This window comes from Nocardioides sp. NPDC087217 (assembly GCF_044744805.1).
GTDB lineage: Bacteria > Actinomycetota > Actinomycetes > Propionibacteriales > Nocardioidaceae > Nocardioides.
Genome location: NZ_JBIUZB010000001.1, coordinates 1,502,474 through 1,519,894 on the forward strand (window position 1 = coordinate 1,502,474; position 17,421 = coordinate 1,519,894).

A 17,421-nucleotide genomic window follows, 5' to 3' on the forward strand; every position below is an offset into this window, starting at 1 on the left:
GACGTCATCGCGGCCACGCAGCCATCGCGGCCGTGGCGAGCCCGCGCAGCTCCTGCCGGGTGGCGCCGTCGATCGCCTGGACCGACATTCCCTGGATCACCGCGCCGAAGAGCCGCGCCAGAGCGGCGGCATCGGTACCGGCCGGCAGTTCACCCTCGGTGACCGCGGTCCGCAGTCGCTGCTCGATCCCCGCCATCGTCTCCGAGCGCATCTTCGCCGGGCGGGTGGCGACGCCGCGCTGGGCGGTGCCCAGCGCCAGCGCGGCCGTCGAGACCATGCAGCCCGGCGGCAGGCCGCTCTCGCTGAACCGGTCGGCCGCCTCGTAGAGGAACTCCGAGATGGCCTCCCGAGCCGGTCCGTCGGGCCGGAGCACGTTGCCGTGCTCACGGGCGTAGCGCTCGAGGGCGGCCCGGTAGAGCACCTCCTTGGAGCCGAACGCCCCATAGAGGCTGGGGGCCTTCAGCCCGGTCGCGGCCTCGAGCGTCGCGACGCTCGTGCCTTCGTACCCGTGCTCCCAGAACGCTCGCATCACGGCGTCGAGCACCGCGTCCTCGTCGAAGGTGCGCGGTCGTCCGCGGGAGGGCTTGCGCATTTCCATAGTGATCCCTACATTAACTCTCAGATCATTATTTAGCGACTACTACAGAATTTAGCGACTACTACAGAAATGAGTCCGAGATGACCCGCAACGCCCTCGTCACCGGAGCATCCCGCGGGATCGGCCGCGCCATCGCCGTACGTCTGGCCGCCGACGGCGTCGGTCTGATCGGCGTCCACTACGGCTCGAACCGCGCGGCCGCCGAGGAGACCGCGCGGCTCGTCGAGTCGGCCAGCGCCCGGGCGGTCCTGATCGAGGCGGACCTCGGCGAGGACGGTGCGAAGGCCGCGGCAGAGATCGCGGAGGCATGGACCGCGGCCGCGCTCGAGGAGGATGGCGGGCTCGACATCCTGGTCAACAACGCCGGCATCAACGGCAACCAGGAGCTCCACGAGCTCGACCCGGCCACCGCGCGCCGCGTCCTCGAGGTCAACCTGATCGCGCCGATGTTCCTGACCCAGGCGGTCGCTCCGCACCTGCGCGATGGCGGCCGGGTGATCAACGTGTCGACCGGCTACACCCGGGTGGCGGCGCCGACCCATCTGACGTACGCCGCCGCCAAGGCCGGCATCAACAATCTCACCCGATCCCTGGCCGCCCCGCTCGCCGCCCGTGGGGTGACGGTCAACGCGGTCCTCCCCGGCGTGATCGAGACCGACATCAACGCCGACTGGATCAACCTGCCCGGGCCGCGGGCACAGGCCGACGCGCTCTCGGTCTTCGGCCGGATAGGCACGCCGGAGGACGTCGCCGACGCGGTCGGCTTCCTCGCCTCGCCCCAGGCGCGATGGGTCACCGGCGAGACGCTCGACGTGACGGGCGGATCGGCGCTCTGAGCGGCTTGACTTCGAGGGCACTCGAACCAGGACACTGGGGTCCATGACGACGCAGGCGGACAGCAACGGGCTCAGCATCGCCGAGGTGGCCGCGCGGACCGGTCTGACCGCGCACACGCTGCGCTACTACGAGCGTGACGGGCTGATGCTCGGCGTCGGCCGCAACGGGTCGGGCCACCGCGCCTACACCGAGGGCGACCTCGGCTGGATCACCCTGATCACCAGGTTGCGCTCGACGGGGATGCCGATCCGGGAGATCCGGCGCTACGCCGAGATGGTCCGCGACGGCTCCGGCAACGAGGAGGCCCGCCTCGCCCTGCTGCGCGCGCACCGCGACCGGGTGCGCGCGCAGCTGGAGGAGACGGCGGCCCATCTCGACGCGATCGAGTTCAAGGTCTCCTACTACGCCGCGGCGGTTGGTGAGACCGACCCCGATGCCGAGCTCATCGCCCAGCAGCGTCGAGCCGAGCCCTCTGCTCCTCGCTGAGCTCCAGGTCCACCGCCGCCAGGCTCTCCTCGAGCTGGGCCACCGAGGAGGCACCGACCAGCGGGATCACCGGGAGCGCGTCGCCGAGCATCCACGCCAGCACGACCTGGTTGCGGGTCGCGCCGGTCTCCGCCGCGACCTCGTCGAGCACCGCGAGCCGCGCGGTGGTCCCGGGATGGTCGTAGGCGGGATCGAGCGGCTTCGCGGGGTTCGTGTAGGCCCCGGCGAGCAGCGGCGTGTAGGCCACCAGCGTCAGCCCCGGAGTTGCCCGGAGCAGCGCGAGCAGTGACGCGTCGGCCACCCCGATCTCGCCGTCGACCGAGAGCCGCGGGTCGGGGATGTCGGTGCGCATCCGCAGATAGGTGTGGTGATACTGCAGCACGCTCGGCCGGGCTTCCTCCGGGTTGACCGCCCGCGCCCGCTCGACCTGCCAGGACCAGTGGTTGCTCAGCCCGAACTGGCCGATGACGCCGTCCTTCACGAGGGCGGCGAAGCCCGCGGCGTACTCCTCCAGCGGCACGCCGTTCGTGTCCGGTACGTGCGCGTAGTAGAGGTCGAGCCGCTCGACACCGAGGCGTTCGCGGGAGCGGTCGGCCTGCTCGCGTACGTTCTCCGGAGCCAGGCCCTCCCACACCCGGGTCCGCTGGTTCTCCCAGCCGTTCTCGACGCGCTCGACGACGTCCGTCGGGCGTGCGCCGACCTTGGTGGAGATGACGAGCTCCTCGCCGACCCCGCGGTCCCGGCGCCACTGACCGAGCACCGTCTCGCTCTCGCCGCCCTGGGTGCCGTTGGCCCAGTAGGCGTAGTTGTTGGAGGTGTCGACGAACGTGCCGCCGGCCTCGACGAAGCGGTCGAGGATCGCGTACGACGTCTCGACGTCCGTGTCCGTCCCGAACCGCATCACGCCGAGCGCGAGCTTGCTGACGCGCCGTGACCCGGCGCCTGTTCCGATGGTCGTGTATCTCATGCGATCCACGCTCCGGCCTCGCGTGCGCTCGAAGTCAAACGTCTTTACGCACGTCTTCTAGACTGGGTCCAGCACCCCCTGTCTTCCCGGCCGGGGGCTCTCGTGCTTGCCTGCCATTTTGGAGTCACCCGTGATCCTCGCCCCGCTCGCCGATCTCGTCCTGCGCGATGCTGCCCTGAGTGAGGTGATGGCGGAGGCCAAGGGCGGCCGGATGCTGGCGCTCGACGTCACCGGGCCGGAGGCGCTGCGCCCGTTCGTGGTCACCGGTCTCGTACGCCAGGAGCGCACCGTCCTCGCGGTCACCGCGACCTCTCGCGAGGCCGAGGACCTGGTCAACGATCTGACCGACCTGCTCCCGCCCGACTCGGTGGCCTACTACCCGAGCTGGGAGACCCTGCCGCACGAGCGGCTCTCCCCGCGCAGCGACACGGTCGGGCGTCGGCTCGCCGTGCTCCGCCGGCTGCGCCACCCCGATGCCGACGGTGCCCACGGCCCGTTGAAGGTCGTCGTCGCGCCGGTCCGCAGCGTGCTCCAGCCGCAGGTCAAGGGCCTCGGCGACCTGGAGCCCGTGGAGCTGATCAAGGGTCAGGAGGCGAGCCTCGACGACGCCGTCCAGAAGCTCGCCGATGCGGCCTACTCCCGCGTCGACCTGGTCGAGAAGCGCGGCGAGTTCGCCGTCCGAGGCGGCATCGTGGACGTCTTCCCGCCGACCGAGGAGCACCCCGTACGCGTGGAGTTCTGGGGCGACGAGGTCGACTCGATCCGCCACTTCGCCGTCGCCGACCAGCGCGCCATCCCTGCCGAGCACGGCGGCGAGACCGAGCGGCTGTGGGCCCCGCCGTGCCGCGAGCTCCTGCTCACCCCGGAGGTCCGGGACCGGGCGCGAAAGCTGGGTGAGGCCCACCCCACCCTGATCGAGCTCACCGACAAGATCGCCGCCGGGATCGCGGTCGACGGCATGGAGTCGCTGGCACCCGCGCTCGTCGACGACATGGAGCTGCTGCTCGACCTGATCCCGGAGGACAGCCACGTCCTGCTGCTCGACCCCGAGCGGATCCGCAGCCGCGCCCACGACCTGGTCGCCACCGCCGATGAGTTCCTCGGCGCCTCCTGGGCCGCCGCGGCCAGCGGGGGAGTCGCCCCGATCGATCTCTCCGCGGCCTCCTACCGCGACCTCGCCGACGTACGCGCCCACGCCATCGCTCTGGGCAAGCCGTGGTGGTCGGTCAGCCCGTTCGGCCTCGACGACGCGGAAGCCGACCTTGCGGACCCCGACGTCGTCGGCGTCCCCGCGCGCAAGATCGACTGGCAGCCCGCGAAGGCCTACCGCGGCGACACCGCTGCCGCGCTGACCGACATCGAGCGCTGGCGCGACGACTCCTACCGCGTGGTCGTGGTCCAGCCCGCGCACGGCACGGCACAGCGTACGGTCGAGGCTCTGGGGGAGCGCGACGTCCCGGCCCGTCTGGCAGAGGGCGACGAAGAGAGCGCCAAGCCCGTCCACAAGACCGTCACCGTCATCCACGCCCGGCTCAACCACGGCTTCCTCGACGAGACCAACCAGCTCGTCGTGCTCACCGGTGAGGACATCTCGGGGCAGAAGTCGTCGACGCGCGACATGGTGAAGATGCCGGCGCGGCGCAAGAAGCAGATCGACCCGCTCGAACTGAAGCCCGGCGACTACGTCGTCCACGAGCAGCACGGCGTGGGGCAGTTCATCGAGATGAAGCAGCGCGAGGTGCAGGGCGCGACCCGCGAATACCTCGTCCTGGAGTACGGCGCCTCCAAGCGCGGCGGGCCGGCCGACCGGCTCTACGTCCCGGCAGACGCCCTCGACCAGGTCACCAGGTACGTCGGCGGCGAGCAGCCCAGCCTCGACCGGCTCGGCGGTGCCGACTGGCAGAAGCGCAAGGCCCGCGCCCGCAAGGCGGTCCGCGAGATCGCCGCCGAGCTGATCAAGCTCTACGCCGCGCGGCAGGCGACCAAGGGCTTCCAGTTCGGCCCCGACAACCCCTGGCAGCGCGAGCTCGAGGACGCCTTCCCGTTCCAGGAGACCGCCGACCAGCTCGCCGTCATCGACGAGGTCAAGCAGGACATGATGCGGCCGGTGCCGATGGACCGGCTGGTCTGCGGTGACGTCGGCTACGGCAAGACCGAGATCGCGGTGCGGGCCGCGTTCAAGGCGGTGCAGGACGGCAAGCAGGTCGCGGTGCTGGTGCCGACGACGCTGCTGGTCTCCCAGCACCTGTCGACCTTCATGGAGCGGATGTCCGGGTTCCCGGTCAACGTACGCGGCCTGTCCCGGTTCCAGACCGACAAGGAGGCCGCGGAGGTCATGGCCGGCCTCGCCGACGGCACCATCGACATCGTGGTCGGCACCCACCGCCTGTTCAACAAGGACATCCGGTTCAAGGACCTCGGCATGATCGTCGTCGACGAGGAGCAGCGCTTCGGCGTCGAGCACAAGGAGGCGATGAAGCGCCTGCGGACCTCGGTCGACTTCCTGTCCATGTCGGCCACGCCCATCCCGCGAACCCTGGAGATGTCGATCACCGGCATCCGGGAGATGTCCACGATCACCACGCCGCCCGAGGAGCGACACCCGGTCCTGACGTACGTCGGGGCCTACGAGGACCGCCAGATCGTCGCCGCGGTGCGGCGTGAGCTGCTCCGCGAGGGACAGGTCTTCTACATCCACAACCGGGTCAACTCGATCGAGAAGGCGGCTGCGCGGATTCGCGAGCTCGTACCTGAGGCGCGGGTCGCGGTCGCCCACGGCCAGATGAACGAGAAGCAGCTCGAGCAGGTGATGGTCGACTTCTGGGAGAAGGAGTTCGACGTGCTCGTGTGCACCACGCTGGTGGAGTCCGGCCTCGACGTCTCCAACGCCAACACGATGATCATCGAGCGCGCCGACACGCTGGGCCTGAGCCAGCTCCATCAGCTCCGTGGCCGCGTCGGCCGCTCCCGCGAGCGTGCGTACGCCTACTTCCTCTACCCCGGGGAGAAGCCGCTGACCGAGACCGCCCACGAGCGGCTCGCGACCCTGGCCCAGCACTCTGACCTCGGTGGCGGCATGGCGATCGCGATGAAGGACCTCGAGATCCGCGGCGCCGGCAACCTGCTCGGCGGCGAGCAGTCCGGCCACATCGCCGATGTCGGCTTCGACCTCTACGTCCGCCTCGTCGGCGAGGCCGTCGCCGAGTTCAAAGCCGGTCCGGACGGGGCTGCCGAAGAGCTCAACGAGGTACGCATCGAGCTCCCCGTCGACGCCCACCTGCCCCACGACTACATCCCCTCCGAGCGGTTGCGGCTGGAGATCTACAAGCGCCTCGCCGAGGTCCGCTCCGACGAGGATGTCGAGTCGGTCGCCGCCGAGCTCCTCGACCGCTACGGCAAGCCGCCCGCGGAGGTCTCCTCGCTGCTCCAGGTCGCCCGCTTCCGCGCCCGCGCCCGCCAGGCCGGCGTCTCCGAGGTCACCCTGGCCGGCAAGAACGTACGCTTCCACCCGGTCTCGCTGCCCGACTCCCGCGTCGTCCGGCTGAACCGGATGTACCCGAAGTCGCTGGTCAAGCCGCAGCTGGACACCATCATGGTCCCGCGCCCGGTCTCCTCCGGCTTCCCCGCCAAGCCCCTCGACGGCCCGGATCTCCTCGACTGGGCCCGGGTCGTCATCGACGCGATCATCGACCCGCTCACCTGACCCATCCGCCGAGTCGGCTCGTCATGACGAGCCGACTCGGCGCGGTTGTGGGGTTCCATATCCACAAAATGGAGGTTATTATCCATTTCGTGAGAAGTCAGGCTCCGGTGCTCGCGCCTCTGTTCCGGTCGGAGGCGCAGGCGCTGCTGCTCTCGGAGCTGCTGCTCCCGGCAGAGGAGCTGAGCATGACCGACCTCGCCGAGCGGGCCGGGCTGCCCTATCCGACGGTCCATCGCGAGGTCGCGCGGCTGCTGGATGCGGGTCTGCTCGTCGACCGCCGCGTCGGAAGAACGCGGCTCATCAGGGGAAACGAACAGAGTCCGCTGCTGGCGCCGACGCGAGAGATCCTGCTGACGGTCACCGGCCCGGTCGTGCTGCTCCGGGAGGCCCTCGAGGACATCGACGGGATCGAGCGTTCCTTCCTCTTCGGGTCGTTCGCGGCGCGGGCGAAGGGCGAGCCGGGGCCGCCGCCGAACGACATCGACCTGATGGTGATCGGCAGCCCCGACGCACGGGCGGTCTACCGGGTCTGCCGGGAGGTCTCCGACAGTGTCGGGCGCATCGTGAACCCGACGATCATGAGCCCGGAGGAGGCCGAGGAGCAGACCGGGTTCCTCGAGGAGGTCCGGGCCAGCCCGGTGATCGAGATCTATGGAGGAGGACCGGATGCCCCTGCCGCTGACCCCGGCGCAGCAGAAGGCGGTTGACGCGCTCGTACGCTCCGGCGCCCTGCGCGCCGTGAGACCCGACGAGAAGAAGGCCCGCGCCTTCCTCTCCGGCGCGGAGTCGGCCCTCGCCGACGTACCCAACGTCACCCGGACCGAGAACCGCTACAACCTCGCCTACAAGGCCGCCCACGACGTCGGCGAGGCGGTCCTCGCCGGCTACGGCTACAAGACGACGTACGGCGCCGGTGGCCATGTGAAGGTCGGCAGGTTCCTCGCCGCCATCTTCGACGCCCCGCCGCCGCGCGACGCGGCCGCCCACTACGACGTGATGCGGCTGGACCGCAACGCCAACAACTATCTCGGCAAGCCAGTCACGCACGCCGCCGCCGACGCGGCCGCGGAGGCAGCGCAGACGTTGTACGACGCCGCCGTCGCGCGGCTGGCCTGAGCCGGCCCGTCAGCTCCGGTCGCCCGCTGCCCGGCGCAGCGCCGCCAGGGTCGTGTCGGGGCCGGCGTTGAAGGCGAAGCGGGCCCCGGGCGCGAGCTCGTGGACCAGGTTGACGATCGCCTCGAAGAGCTCGGTGTGGGCCGGGACGGCCCGGACGCCGCCGCCGATCATGACGATGTCCCAGGGCTGCTTCTGGAGTGCTTCGCGGACCTGCGCGACGGCGTCGTCGACGCTGGTGCCGATCTCGCAGGAGAGCGCGTCGTAGCCGGCATCGGCGACTTCGGCGTTGCCGACGGCGATCCGCTCCTTCAACGTGGCCAGGTCGATCGGTGCGTCGGAGAGGTCGACAGCCTCGGGCGCCAGCCCGATGAGGAGGACTCGGTTCATGACAACGACGCTACTGGTACCACCCAGGCGCAAGAATGAGTCTGTGACCGGCGAGCCAGAGGTGCGCTACGCGCAGACCAGCGACGACATCTCGATCGCCTACCAGGCCGTCGGGAGCGGGCCGGTGACGATCTGGATGCCCTCGCTCAGCAACATCCGGGCGCAGTGGCGGGTGCCCGCGCTGCGGATGGCCTACGAGCGGCTGAGCCAGGACCTGACGCTGGTGCTCTATGACGGCCGCGGCACCGGCTCCTCGGACCGCCGGGCCGGCGGCCTGGGCCTCGACGCACACCTGCGCGACCTGGAGGCGGTCATCGAGGCTGTCGGTGCCGACCGGGTCAACCTGCTCGGTTACTACCACGCGGTCGCGGCCGCGGTGGCGTACGCGGCGACCAACCCGCAGCGCGTCGACCGGATGCTCCTGTTCGGAGGCGCGGCGCGGATGCGCGAGGCGATGAGCCCGGCGCAGACGCAGGCGCTGCTGTCGCTGGTCGAGCAGGACTGGGACCTCTTCGCCGACGCGGCCGCGACCGCCTGGCTGGGATGGGGGTCGGGTGAGAACGCCGGCCGGGTCGCCGAGGCGTTCCGCACCGCCGCGACGCCTGCGGTCGCCCGTGACTGGTTCGCGGAGGCCGCCCGGTTGGACGTCAGCGACCTCCTCGACCAGGTGGTGGCGCCGACGCTCGTGCTGCACCGGCAGGCAGCCAGCCAGATCCCGGTCGAGGTGTCGCGGCGGCTGGCCGACGGCGTACGCCACGGGACGCTGGTCGAGCTCGAGGGCAGCACCCCGACGCTGTTCGTCGAGGGCGGAGCCCGCGATCTCGCCACGGTGAGCCGCTGGTTCCTGACCGGTGAGGTGCACCGCGGGTCCGCGCCCGCCCCGGGCCAGGCCACCACGGCACTGACCACGCGCGAGCAGGACGTGCTGCGGCTGATCGCCACGGGACGTACGAACGCCTCGATCGCCCGGGCCCTCGGCATCGCCGAGCACACCGTCGAGCGGCATGCCGCCAACCTCTACCGCAAGCTCGGCGTACGCAGCCGCGCCGAGGCCACCGCCTGGGCGATCCGCAACGGCGCGGCCTGAGGGCGGACTGACGGGAACCCGTCAGTCCGGCTGCCCACTGTCCGGGAAGCGGCGGCCCCGGATCCTGGGCAGAGTGGGGAGCATGACGACGACGATCACTCCCAGCAACGACTCCTGGCGGATGGCGAAGGCGACCGCCCCGATGATGCGGACCCTGGCCGGGCGCCGCCTGTTCCCGCTCTGGGCCGTGGTGCACCACCGGGGCCGCAAGACCGGACGTGACCTGAGCCTCCCGGTCGCGCTGTTGCACACCGAGGACGAGTTCGTGATCACGCTCCCGTGGGGTGCCGGCACCAACTGGGTCCGCAACGTGCTGGCCGCCGGCGAGTGCACGATCACCTGGAAGGGCCGCGACCACGCCGCCACCCAGCCGAGGATCCTCGACCGCGACGAGGCGCGTCCCTACTACGACGGCTTCTCCTGGTGGATGGTCGAGAAGGCGTTCAAGGCCGACAGCTTCCTGGCCCTGCGTCGGTGAGAGTCCACACTGCGGCGCCGTTGCTCCGTGACGTACGCCTGTGTCTGGCAGGATCGACGCATGACGATGGAGGCTTTCGGCGAGCAGTCCTTCCCTGAGGAGCCCTTCGGCAACGAGTGGGACACCGAGCCCGGGTGGCTCTCCGAGGAGGAGCTGGGCGAGACCCGCGGGCGCGTGCCCATCCTCTACGTGGAGGCGGTCCCGGTGCGCGTGGACCCGGACGGCCGGGTCACCGAGGTCGGGCTGCTGCTGCGCGGCTCGCCCACGACCGGGACGATCACCCGGTCGCTCGTCTCCGGCCGGGTGCTGCACGGTGAGCGGATCCGCGACGCGCTGATGCGCAACCTGGAGAAGGACCTCGGCCCGGTCGCGTTCCCGACCCTGCCGCTAACCACGGTGCCGGTGACGGTCGCCGAATACTTCCCGTGGCCCGGCGAGCGCTACCAGGACCCGCGCCAGCACGCGGTGTCGCTGGTCTACGTCATCCCCGTGACCGGCGAGTGCGAGCCGCGCCAGGACGCTCTGGAGCTGTCCTGGATGACCCCGACCGAGGCCGCCTCCGACGCCGTCGTCGGCGACATGGAGGGCGGCCGCGGGGCACTGCTGCGACAGTGCCTGAGCGCGTTCGGGGCGCTGGATTGAGCCCAGCAGACGACGAGGGCAGGACGTACGCATCGGGGGAGGGACTCGTCGAGTTCCTCGACCTGATGCGGCTGATGCGCGAGCGGTGCGTGTGGAAGTCGTCGCAGACCCACGCGTCGCTCGCGCAGTATCTGCGCGAGGAGTCCGACGAGGTCCTCGAGGCCATCGACGAGGCCGACCCCGAGCACCTCAAGGAGGAGCTCGGCGACCTCCTGCTCCAGGTCTACTTCCACGCGGCCATCGCGGAGGAGGCCGGCGAGTTCACCATGGACGACGTCATCGCCGGCCTCACCGCCAAGATGAAGCGCCGCAACCCGCACGTCTTCGGCCCCGAGGCCGCCTCTGGCCGCCGCTACACCCTCGAAGAGGTCGAGAAGCTCTGGTCGGCCGCCAAGGCCGCCGAACGCGCCCACCCCGCCGAATAGGCACCTACGTCGGCCGAGACGTCAGTTACGTCGGCCGACACGGCACCTCGCTGCCGTCTCGGCCGACGGGAGCGACGCCTCGGTTCGCGTACGTGACTTCTCGGCCGGCGGGGGTGACCTTTCGCGGAGCCAGGGGGATGAGCGTGGCCGCGAGGGCCGCGCCCAGAGCGACGACGGTGAGGAACCCGAAGCCGTTGATGTATCCCTGCTCGGTCGGGTAGCCCGACGGCAGGGTGTGGGCGGTGACCACGGAGGTCATGACCGCGGTCCCGATGGTGCCGCCGACGGTGCGGATGTTGGCGTTCATCCCGGTGGCCACGCCGGTGTGCTCCGGTGGCACCGCGGCCACGACGGCGTTGGCGAGGTTGGCGAAGACCAGGCCGGTGCCGAAGCCGGAGAGGCCCGCGGCGACGCACATCTGCCACGGCTCGTCGTGGACGAAGGCGACCATGGCCAGGGAGACCGCGGTGAGCAGCCCGCCGATGACCAGGATGCGGCGCATCCCGATGAGCTCGGCGAGCCGGGCGCTGATCAGACCGCACAGGAACGAGGTGATGGCCGTCGGAAGCATCAGGTAGCCGGCGACGGTGACCGATGCGCCGAACCCGTAGCCGGCCGACGGCGGGGTCTGGGTCAGCTGTGGGATGAAGCCGAAGGAGGCGTACATCGCGATGCCGATCAGCAGCGCGACCAGGTTGGCGGTCCAGACGCCGCGGCGGCCCATCAGGCGCAGGTCGACCAACGGCTGTCGTACGGTCCACTCGACCCGGATCCAGGTGGCCAGGAGCACCCCGGCGGCACCGAGCAGACCGATGGTGGCGGGTGACGTCCAGCCCCACGACGGTGCTTTGCTGACGCCGAGGAGGAGCGCGACCAGCCAGCCGGCGAGGAGTACGGCGGGAAGCAGCGGGATCGGCTCGCGGGTGAGCACCGGGGACTCGGGCACCAGCCACCGCGCGGCGATCGAGGCCCCGGCCGCGACCAGAGCGGGCAGCAGGAACAGCGCCCGGAAGCCGAGCGTCTCGGCGACCGGACCTGCCAGCACGATCCCGGCTGCGAAGCCCATCGAGAGCAGCGACGAGGTCACCGCGATCGCGCCGGCGACGCGCTCCTTGGGCAGTTCGTCACGCAGGATCGCGAAGGCCAGCGGCAGGGTGCCACCACCCAGCCCCTGCAGTACGCGCGCGCCGATCATGACCTCGATGCTGGGGGCCGCGGCGGCGAGAATGGCGCCGGCGGTGAGGGCGGCCAGGCTCCACACGTACATCCGGCGCTTGCCGAAGGAGTCGCCCATCCGGCCGATGATCGGGGTCGCGACCGAGGCCGAGAGCAGGAACGCGGTCAGGATCCAGGACGCTGTGGCCTGGTCGGTCTCCAGCTCGGTCTGGATCAGCGGCATCGTCGGCACGGAGACCGACTGCAGCAGGGAGTAGGAGCAGACGCCGATGGCGACGATGGCGAAGGTGAGGCGGGGGCTGGTGTGGGTCGCGGACATCGAGACAAAGTTTAGCTTGGCTAACTGTATTCCGGCGAAAACATTAGGCGCTCGCCTGCCGTGACGGCAGACGAGCGCCTCGAACGAACAGCTCAGCGGGTCAGGCCCACTTCACCGCGGCCTCGGTCTCCACGCGGGGGAGCCGGTCGAACCACGGGTTCTCGCCCGGGTGGCCGATGTTGACGATCATCTTGGTGGTCCAGTCGCCCTCGGGGAAGAACTCCTTGTCGACGCCCGCGGTGTCGTAGCCCGCGATCGGGCCGGCGGCGAGACCGGCGGCGCGGACGGCGAGGATGAAGGCACCGGCCTGCAGGCCGGCGGACCAGCCGCCGGCGCCGTGGCGGGCGGCCTCGTCGGCGTCGAAGTAGTCCTTCATCTCCGGGCGGATCGGGAAGACGTTCGGGATCTCCTCGTGCCAGTTGTTGTCGTAGGCGACGATCGCGGTCGCCGGGGCGGCCTTGGTCTTCTCGACGTTGCCCTCGGCGATGTGCGGGAGCAGGCGCTCCTTGCCCTCGGCCGTGCGCACGAACACGATCCGCAGCGGCTGGGTGTTGGCCATCGTCGGAGTCCAGCGGGTGAGCTCCCAGATGTCGGCGAGCTCGTCGTCGGTGACAGGGGTGTCGGCGAAGGTGTTGGACGTGCGCGCACCGGTGAAGACGATCTCGCGGCCGCGGTTGTCCAGCTTCTCGAGGGAAGTGGTCTCGAGTGCAGTGGTCTCGGTCATGTCGCTCTGAACTCCGTGGTTGCTAGGGATATTCCGGTTGCTTCGAAAATAGTAGTTCCTCAGGAATCAGGCAACTCCTGTACGCTTGGATGCATGCCCGCGACGAAGCCCGCCCACGATCCGCAGGTATGCAATGCAGCGCTCGTGCGGGCCTTCGACTTCCTCGGTAAGCGCTGGAACGGCGTGATCCTCGGCAGCCTGACGCAGGGCCCGCTCGGCTTCGCGGAGCTCAAGCGAGCAGTGGCGGGCATCAGCGACTCGATGCTCTCCGAGCGGCTCAGCGAGCTGGCCGGCCTGGGCCTGATAGCCCGCGAGGTCGACCCGGGCCCGCCGGTGGCGGTCCGCTACGCGCTCACCGGATCCGGCGCCGCGCTCGCGCCGACGCTCGGCGCGCTCACCGAGTGGGCGGGCACGCATCTTCCGGCCGAGCGCTGCTCCGAGGACTGACCGGCCCGCGAAATCAGGCCGGCCCGCCACCGAGTCGGTGACGGGCCGGCCTGATGCTGATCCTCAGCGCTTGGGACCTCGGCCGAGGTCGAGGAGGACCGTTTCCCCGGTGGCGTCCGCGAGACCGTCGTTGTCGGTGACCGCGTAGGCGCGACCGTCGGCGCCCATGGTGAAGCCCTCGAGCTTCTCCTGGGTCCATCCGTTGGTGGCCCGCAGCGCCGGCAGCAGGTCGTACGCCAGGCGCTTGCGCAGCGGGGTCACGGGGCTGAGCCCGGTGACGCCCCGGCGGGACACGTCGATGGTGTAGACCCGCTTGATCGCGGCGGTGGTGCCGTTCTGCTTGTCACGCTCGATGACCGCGAGGGTGTCCTCGTCGACGGCGGTGATCTCGGACAGACCGAGCCAGTCACCGGCCACCGACGTCGACCCCAGGCCGTAGCCGAACCACTCCCACTCGCCCGTCGCCGGGGTGTAGCGACCGATCCGGGCGGTGCTCGCGCCGTCCACGCCGGGCTTCTTCGCGGTCGAGTCGGCCCACAGCGGGCGCTGGAGCGCGACGTACACCTTCTCCGAGCGGCGCTTCCCGGTCACCGTGACGCCCTCGAGACCCCACTTGCCGACCTTCTCGGCGATCTCGGTGGGCAGCGGCACCGTCTCGGCGATCCGGCCGTCGCGGTCGAGGCGGAGCAGCGCGTTCCCGGCACCGGTCGCACCCTCGTTGGCGACCCAGAAGCCGCCGCCCCGACGGGCGGCCAGGCCCTCGATGTCGAGCCCCTCGGCGATCTCGCCAGCGGAGTCGGTGATCTCCACCGCGTCGCGGATCACCGCAGGTGAGCGGCGGACGTCCAGGGTGTAGATCCGGCCGGTGGCGTAGGCCGCGTCGCTGGCGGCGTAGAGCTTGCCGGGCTCGCCGGGCACGTTCGAGAGCGCCCCGAGCGCACCCCAGCCGATCGGCTTGCCGTTGCGGGAGGCCGACTCGACGGTGGGGAACGACGACGACTTCCGACCGAAGCCGTAGAGCGAGACCGATGCCCGCACCAGATCCTCGGCCGAGTCCTCCTCCGAGGAGATCGCCAGCAGGTTGCGCGACGGGATCGGCAGCAGCCCTTCGGGCCCGTTCGTCGCCGGCAGCACCTGGGTGAAGCGAGGAGAAGAAGGTGTACGCATGTCGTAGACGGCCACGAAGTTGCTGCGCTCGGAGCCGACGAAGGCGTACGGGACGCCACCGAAGGTCTCGAAGGCCAGCCCCTCGGGCTCCGCGCCCTTCTTGGCGGCGCGGTCGTTGTTGTGCAGGCCGTACTTCGTGGCGAGGTCCTCGAAGGTGGATCCGGCGTCCCAGACCACCTCGCCGGTCGCGGCACGGAAGACGGTCCAGCCGCGGGTGCCACCCTTCCAGTCACCCTCGTTGGCGGTGGCGACCAGACCCTTGCCGACCCACTGGATCGAGTCGGGCTCGCGCGGCGCGTCGATGGTGTCGACCGGGTTGAACAACCCGTCCTTGCTCGCGTCCACGCCGGAGACGACCGCGTTCCCGGCGCTCCATGCCGTCTCGACGGTCGCGGACGGAAGGTCGATGATCGCGACCCCGTTGTTCTCCTGCAGCGTGAGCGCGAGCTGGTTGTCGGCGTTGATGTCGACGTACTCCGGCTCGGCGTCCTCCGGCGTGTCCAGCCCCTTCAAGAGCGAGGCGGGCAGAGCAACGTCGGTGATCCGCCACTCGGCCGGCCCGCCGTCGAGGCCGACGATCTTGACCGATCCGGCCGGCGTCTGGGGAAGGTCACCCTCCTCGCCGCCGGCAGGGGTGGCGGCCTCGTTGCGCTGGTTCTCCATCGCGATCGCGGCGTACGTCCCGTCGGGGCTGACCGCGATCGAGTCGGGCTGACCGCCCAGGTCGTACGAGGCCACCTCCTCGTGCGGGGCGGACAGCGAGATCACGTCGATCCGCCCGGCACGGGTGCCGATGGCAGGCTCCTCGTCCTCCCACTCGGTGTCCTCGAGGCCGGGGTAGGTCGACTCGTCCACGACGACGAGGGCGTGGTCGCCCACGATCGAGACCGAGGTCGGCGAGCCGCCCTTCGCGCCGGCGACGTCGTGGCTGCCGATGCCCTTCGGCGAGGAGGGGTCGGTGATGTCCAGGAAGCCGATCCGGCCACCGGCCGCGTCGGTGTAGGCCAGTGTCCTGCCGTCCTCGGAGACGGCCGAGATCTCGGCGACGGTCGGGTCGGCCGGGTCCACGCCGGCGGGCACGTTCTGGAAGACCGGATAGGTCGCGAGCCGGCTGAACTCGCGGTGCCCGCCCGGATCGGCGGTGGCGGTGCCACCGAGGACGGTCATCAGCGAGACGCCCAGGCCCCCGATGGCCAGGACGCCGACCCCGGCGAGTGCGAGGCGGTTCTTGCGGAGAAGCATGTGAGGGTTCCTCTCGGGGAATTGTTGCCGGAGGAACGATCCGGGCGGCACCGCACCCGGAGGCATCGACGTGATGACGAGGCGCCGACCTCGACGTGAACACCAGGTGGGCGTGGGGCGGAGAGGTCCTACCGACCGGTTAACGTTCCAATCGCCAGGCCCATCCGGCCGAGTAATAGGCTGACGGACGACACCCCGTCCCTGAGACCCAGGAGTAGTTCAGTGGCATCGATCGACGCCGTAGGCGCCCGCGAGATCCTCGATTCGCGAGGCAACCCGACTGTCGAAGTTGAGGTCGTCCTCGACGACGGCACCTTCGCCCGCGCCCAGGTCCCCAGTGGTGCCTCGACCGGAGCCTTCGAGGCCGTCGAGCTGCGCGACGGTGGCGAGCGCTACGGCGGCAAGGGTGTGCAGAACGCCGTGACCGCCGTCGTGGAGACCCTCGCACCCGCGATCGAGGGCCTCGACGCCGACGACCAGCGCGCCATCGACCAGGCGATGATCGAGGCCGACGCGACCCCCAACAAGGCCAAGGCCGGCGCCAACGCGATCCTCGGCGTCTCGCTCGCGGTCGCCAAGGCCGCCGCCGACTCGGCGGGTCTCTCCCTGTTCCGCTACGTCGGTGGCCCCAACGCCCACGTGCTCCCGGTCCCGATGCTCAACATCCTCAACGGTGGCTCCCACGCGGACTCCAACGTGGACATCCAGGAGTTCATGATTGCGCCGATCGGCGCGCCGACCTTCGCCGAGGCGCTGCGCGTCGGCGCCGAGGTCTACCACGCGCTCAAGTCCGTGCTGAAGGAGAAGGGCCTGGCCACGGGCCTCGGTGACGAGGGTGGCTTCGCGCCCAACCTCGAGTCCAACCGTGCCGCCCTCGACCTGATCGCCGAGGCGATCGGCAAGGCCGGCTACGAGCTCGGCAAGGACGTCGTCCTCGCGCTCGACGTGGCCGCCTCGGAGTTCTACCAGGACGGTGCGTACCTCTTCGAGGGCGCGAAGAAGACCGCCGAGGAGATGACCGCCTACTACGAGGAGCTCGTCTCGGCCTACCCGATCGTCTCCATCGAGGACCCCCTCGACGAGGAGGACTGGGACGGCTGGAAGGCGATCACCGACGCCATCGGCTCCAAGACCCAGCTCGTCGGCGACGACCTGTTCGTCACCAACGTCGAGCGCCTCGCCCGCGGCATCGAGGGTGGTCAGGGCAACGCGCTGCTGGTCAAGGTCAACCAGATCGGCACGCTCACCGAGACCCTCGACGCCGTCGACATGGCCCACCGCGCCGGCTTCAAGACGATGATGTCCCACCGCTCCGGCGAGACCGAGGACACCACCATCGCCGACCTCGCCGTCGCCGTCGGCTCCGGCCAGATCAAGACCGGTGCCCCGGCCCGCTCCGAGCGCGTCGCGAAGTACAACCAGCTTCTCCGCATCGAGGACGAGCTCGGCGAGGCCGCCCGCTACGCCGGCGCATCCGCCTTCCCGCGCTACCAGGCGTAGGTAGTTCCGTACGCCGCGGCGGGGGGGGGGGGGGGGGGCCCCCGCCCCCCCCCCCCCCCCCCCCCCGGGGGGGGGGGGGGGGGGGGGGTGGGGGGGGGGGCGGGGGGGGGGCGGGGGGGG

General features: G+C 70.7%; 17 protein-coding genes. 11 read left to right on the forward strand and 6 right to left on the reverse strand.

All coding sequences use genetic code 11. From position 1 onward, the window contains the following. Window positions 1-4: 4 nt before the first annotated feature. Window positions 5-592 carry a TetR/AcrR family transcriptional regulator gene (locus ACIO3S_RS07290; protein WP_400461009.1) on the reverse strand — a complete coding sequence of 196 codons (588 nt, stop codon included), beginning with the start codon at window positions 590-592 and terminating at the stop codon, window positions 5-7. 86 nt (window positions 593-678) lie between these two features. On the opposite strand from ACIO3S_RS07290, the gene ACIO3S_RS07295 reads away from it, so the two are divergent. Together ACIO3S_RS07295 and ACIO3S_RS07300 are read left to right on the forward strand one after the other, a co-directional pair. After that, on the forward strand, window positions 679-1,434 hold the full coding sequence (locus tag ACIO3S_RS07295) for an SDR family NAD(P)-dependent oxidoreductase (protein ID WP_400461011.1): 756 nt from the start codon (window positions 679-681) through the stop codon (window positions 1,432-1,434). Between the two features lie 43 nt (window positions 1,435-1,477). Next, window positions 1,478-1,921 carry a MerR family transcriptional regulator gene (locus tag ACIO3S_RS07300; RefSeq protein WP_160025038.1) on the forward strand — a complete coding sequence of 148 codons (444 nt, stop codon included), beginning with the start codon at window positions 1,478-1,480 and terminating at the stop codon, window positions 1,919-1,921. On the opposite strand, the gene ACIO3S_RS07305 is transcribed toward ACIO3S_RS07300, so the two are convergent. Next, on the reverse strand, window positions 1,878-2,888 hold the full coding sequence (locus tag ACIO3S_RS07305) for an aldo/keto reductase (protein ID WP_400461014.1): 1,011 nt from the start codon (window positions 2,886-2,888) through the stop codon (window positions 1,878-1,880). The genes ACIO3S_RS07300 and ACIO3S_RS07305 overlap by 44 nt on opposite strands. Window positions 2,889-3,075: 187 nt before the next feature. Here ACIO3S_RS07305 and mfd point away from each other — a divergent pair, with 187 nt between their 5' ends. The 3 genes from mfd to ACIO3S_RS07320 all read left to right on the forward strand — a co-directional run bounded on the left by mfd (window position 3,076) and on the right by ACIO3S_RS07320 (window position 7,707). Next, the gene (gene mfd, locus ACIO3S_RS07310; protein WP_400461073.1) at window positions 3,076-6,591 is read left to right on the forward strand and encodes a transcription-repair coupling factor; all 3,516 of its coding nucleotides are present in this window, start codon (window positions 3,076-3,078) and stop codon (window positions 6,589-6,591) included. 89 nt (window positions 6,592-6,680) lie between these two features. Continuing rightward, entirely contained in the window at window positions 6,681-7,298 is a 618-nt protein-coding gene (locus ACIO3S_RS07315; RefSeq protein WP_400461016.1) for a MarR family transcriptional regulator, read from the forward strand. After that, the gene (locus ACIO3S_RS07320) at window positions 7,258-7,707 is read left to right on the forward strand and encodes a hypothetical protein (protein ID WP_400461018.1); all 450 of its coding nucleotides are present in this window, start codon (window positions 7,258-7,260) and stop codon (window positions 7,705-7,707) included. Before ACIO3S_RS07315 ends, ACIO3S_RS07320 begins: the two co-directional genes overlap by 41 nt. Window positions 7,708-7,716: 9 nt before the next feature. Here ACIO3S_RS07320 and ACIO3S_RS07325 read toward each other — a convergent pair whose 3' ends face one another. Then, window positions 7,717-8,094 (reverse strand): hypothetical protein, encoded by a 378-nt coding sequence (locus tag ACIO3S_RS07325; RefSeq protein WP_350842692.1) that lies wholly within the window; start codon window positions 8,092-8,094, stop codon window positions 7,717-7,719. Window positions 8,095-8,137: 43 nt separating this feature from the next. Here ACIO3S_RS07325 and ACIO3S_RS07330 point away from each other — a divergent pair, with 43 nt between their 5' ends. The 4 genes from ACIO3S_RS07330 (at window position 8,138) to ACIO3S_RS07345 (ending at window position 10,726) form a co-directional block, all read left to right on the forward strand. Further along, window positions 8,138-9,181, forward strand: a complete 1,044-nt coding sequence (locus tag ACIO3S_RS07330; RefSeq protein ID WP_400461020.1) for an alpha/beta fold hydrolase — start codon at window positions 8,138-8,140, stop codon at window positions 9,179-9,181. A gap of 82 nt (window positions 9,182-9,263) precedes the next feature. Further along, window positions 9,264-9,659: a nitroreductase/quinone reductase family protein gene (locus ACIO3S_RS07335; RefSeq protein ID WP_160025031.1), complete on the forward strand. Its 396-nt coding sequence runs from the start codon at window positions 9,264-9,266 to the stop codon at window positions 9,657-9,659. Window positions 9,660-9,719: 60 nt separating this feature from the next. Continuing rightward, on the forward strand, window positions 9,720-10,301 hold the full coding sequence (locus ACIO3S_RS07340; RefSeq protein ID WP_400461023.1) for an NUDIX hydrolase family protein: 582 nt from the start codon (window positions 9,720-9,722) through the stop codon (window positions 10,299-10,301). After that, window positions 10,298-10,726 (forward strand): MazG nucleotide pyrophosphohydrolase domain-containing protein, encoded by a 429-nt coding sequence (locus ACIO3S_RS07345; protein WP_378822105.1) that lies wholly within the window; start codon window positions 10,298-10,300, stop codon window positions 10,724-10,726. The genes ACIO3S_RS07340 and ACIO3S_RS07345 overlap by 4 nt, the downstream gene beginning before the upstream one ends. A 25-nt stretch (window positions 10,727-10,751) precedes the next feature. On the opposite strand, the gene ACIO3S_RS07350 is transcribed toward ACIO3S_RS07345, so the two are convergent. Further along, on the reverse strand, window positions 10,752-12,221 hold the full coding sequence (locus tag ACIO3S_RS07350; RefSeq protein WP_400461025.1) for an MFS transporter: 1,470 nt from the start codon (window positions 12,219-12,221) through the stop codon (window positions 10,752-10,754). 100 nt (window positions 12,222-12,321) lie between these two features. Beyond that, window positions 12,322-12,945 carry a malonic semialdehyde reductase gene (locus ACIO3S_RS07355; RefSeq protein WP_400461027.1) on the reverse strand — a complete coding sequence of 208 codons (624 nt, stop codon included), beginning with the start codon at window positions 12,943-12,945 and terminating at the stop codon, window positions 12,322-12,324. A gap of 93 nt (window positions 12,946-13,038) precedes the next feature. Here ACIO3S_RS07355 and ACIO3S_RS07360 point away from each other — a divergent pair, with 93 nt between their 5' ends. Next, a complete protein-coding gene (locus ACIO3S_RS07360; protein ID WP_400461029.1) occupies window positions 13,039-13,392 on the forward strand; it encodes a winged helix-turn-helix transcriptional regulator in 354 nt (117 codons plus the stop codon). Window positions 13,393-13,455: 63 nt separating this feature from the next. Here the strand turns inward: ACIO3S_RS07360 and ACIO3S_RS07365 are convergent, their stop codons facing one another. Then, window positions 13,456-15,801: an esterase-like activity of phytase family protein gene (locus tag ACIO3S_RS07365; RefSeq protein ID WP_400461031.1), complete on the reverse strand. Its 2,346-nt coding sequence runs from the start codon at window positions 15,799-15,801 to the stop codon at window positions 13,456-13,458. A 222-nt stretch (window positions 15,802-16,023) separates the two neighbouring features. On the opposite strand from ACIO3S_RS07365, the gene eno reads away from it, so the two are divergent. Then, complete coding sequence (gene eno, locus ACIO3S_RS07370) at window positions 16,024-17,301, forward strand: phosphopyruvate hydratase (RefSeq protein ID WP_400461033.1); 1,278 nt, start codon at window positions 16,024-16,026, stop codon at window positions 17,299-17,301. Window positions 17,302-17,421: the final 120 nt, after the last annotated feature.

Bases quoted from the DNA above. Each gene is read 5' to 3' on its own strand.
- ACIO3S_RS07290 (WP_400461009.1), bottom strand. From the start codon at position 592: ATGCGCAAGCCCTCCCGCGGACGACCGCGCACCTTCGACGAGGACGCG.
- ACIO3S_RS07295 (WP_400461011.1), top strand. From the start codon at position 679: ATGACCCGCAACGCCCTCGTCACCGGAGCATCCCGCGGGATCGGCCGC.
- ACIO3S_RS07300 (WP_160025038.1), top strand. From the start codon at position 1,478: ATGACGACGCAGGCGGACAGCAACGGGCTCAGCATCGCCGAGGTGGCC.
- ACIO3S_RS07305 (WP_400461014.1), bottom strand. From the start codon at position 2,888: ATGAGATACACGACCATCGGAACAGGCGCCGGGTCACGGCGCGTCAGC.
- mfd (WP_400461073.1), top strand. From the start codon at position 3,076: ATGGCGGAGGCCAAGGGCGGCCGGATGCTGGCGCTCGACGTCACCGGG.
- ACIO3S_RS07320 (WP_400461018.1), top strand. From the start codon at position 7,258: ATGCCCCTGCCGCTGACCCCGGCGCAGCAGAAGGCGGTTGACGCGCTC.
- ACIO3S_RS07325 (WP_350842692.1), bottom strand. From the start codon at position 8,094: ATGAACCGAGTCCTCCTCATCGGGCTGGCGCCCGAGGCTGTCGACCTC.
- ACIO3S_RS07335 (WP_160025031.1), top strand. From the start codon at position 9,264: ATGACGACGACGATCACTCCCAGCAACGACTCCTGGCGGATGGCGAAG.
- ACIO3S_RS07340 (WP_400461023.1), top strand. From the start codon at position 9,720: ATGACGATGGAGGCTTTCGGCGAGCAGTCCTTCCCTGAGGAGCCCTTC.
- ACIO3S_RS07350 (WP_400461025.1), bottom strand. From the start codon at position 12,221: ATGTCCGCGACCCACACCAGCCCCCGCCTCACCTTCGCCATCGTCGCC.
- ACIO3S_RS07355 (WP_400461027.1), bottom strand. From the start codon at position 12,945: ATGACCGAGACCACTGCACTCGAGACCACTTCCCTCGAGAAGCTGGAC.
- ACIO3S_RS07360 (WP_400461029.1), top strand. From the start codon at position 13,039: ATGCCCGCGACGAAGCCCGCCCACGATCCGCAGGTATGCAATGCAGCG.
- ACIO3S_RS07365 (WP_400461031.1), bottom strand. From the start codon at position 15,801: ATGCTTCTCCGCAAGAACCGCCTCGCACTCGCCGGGGTCGGCGTCCTG.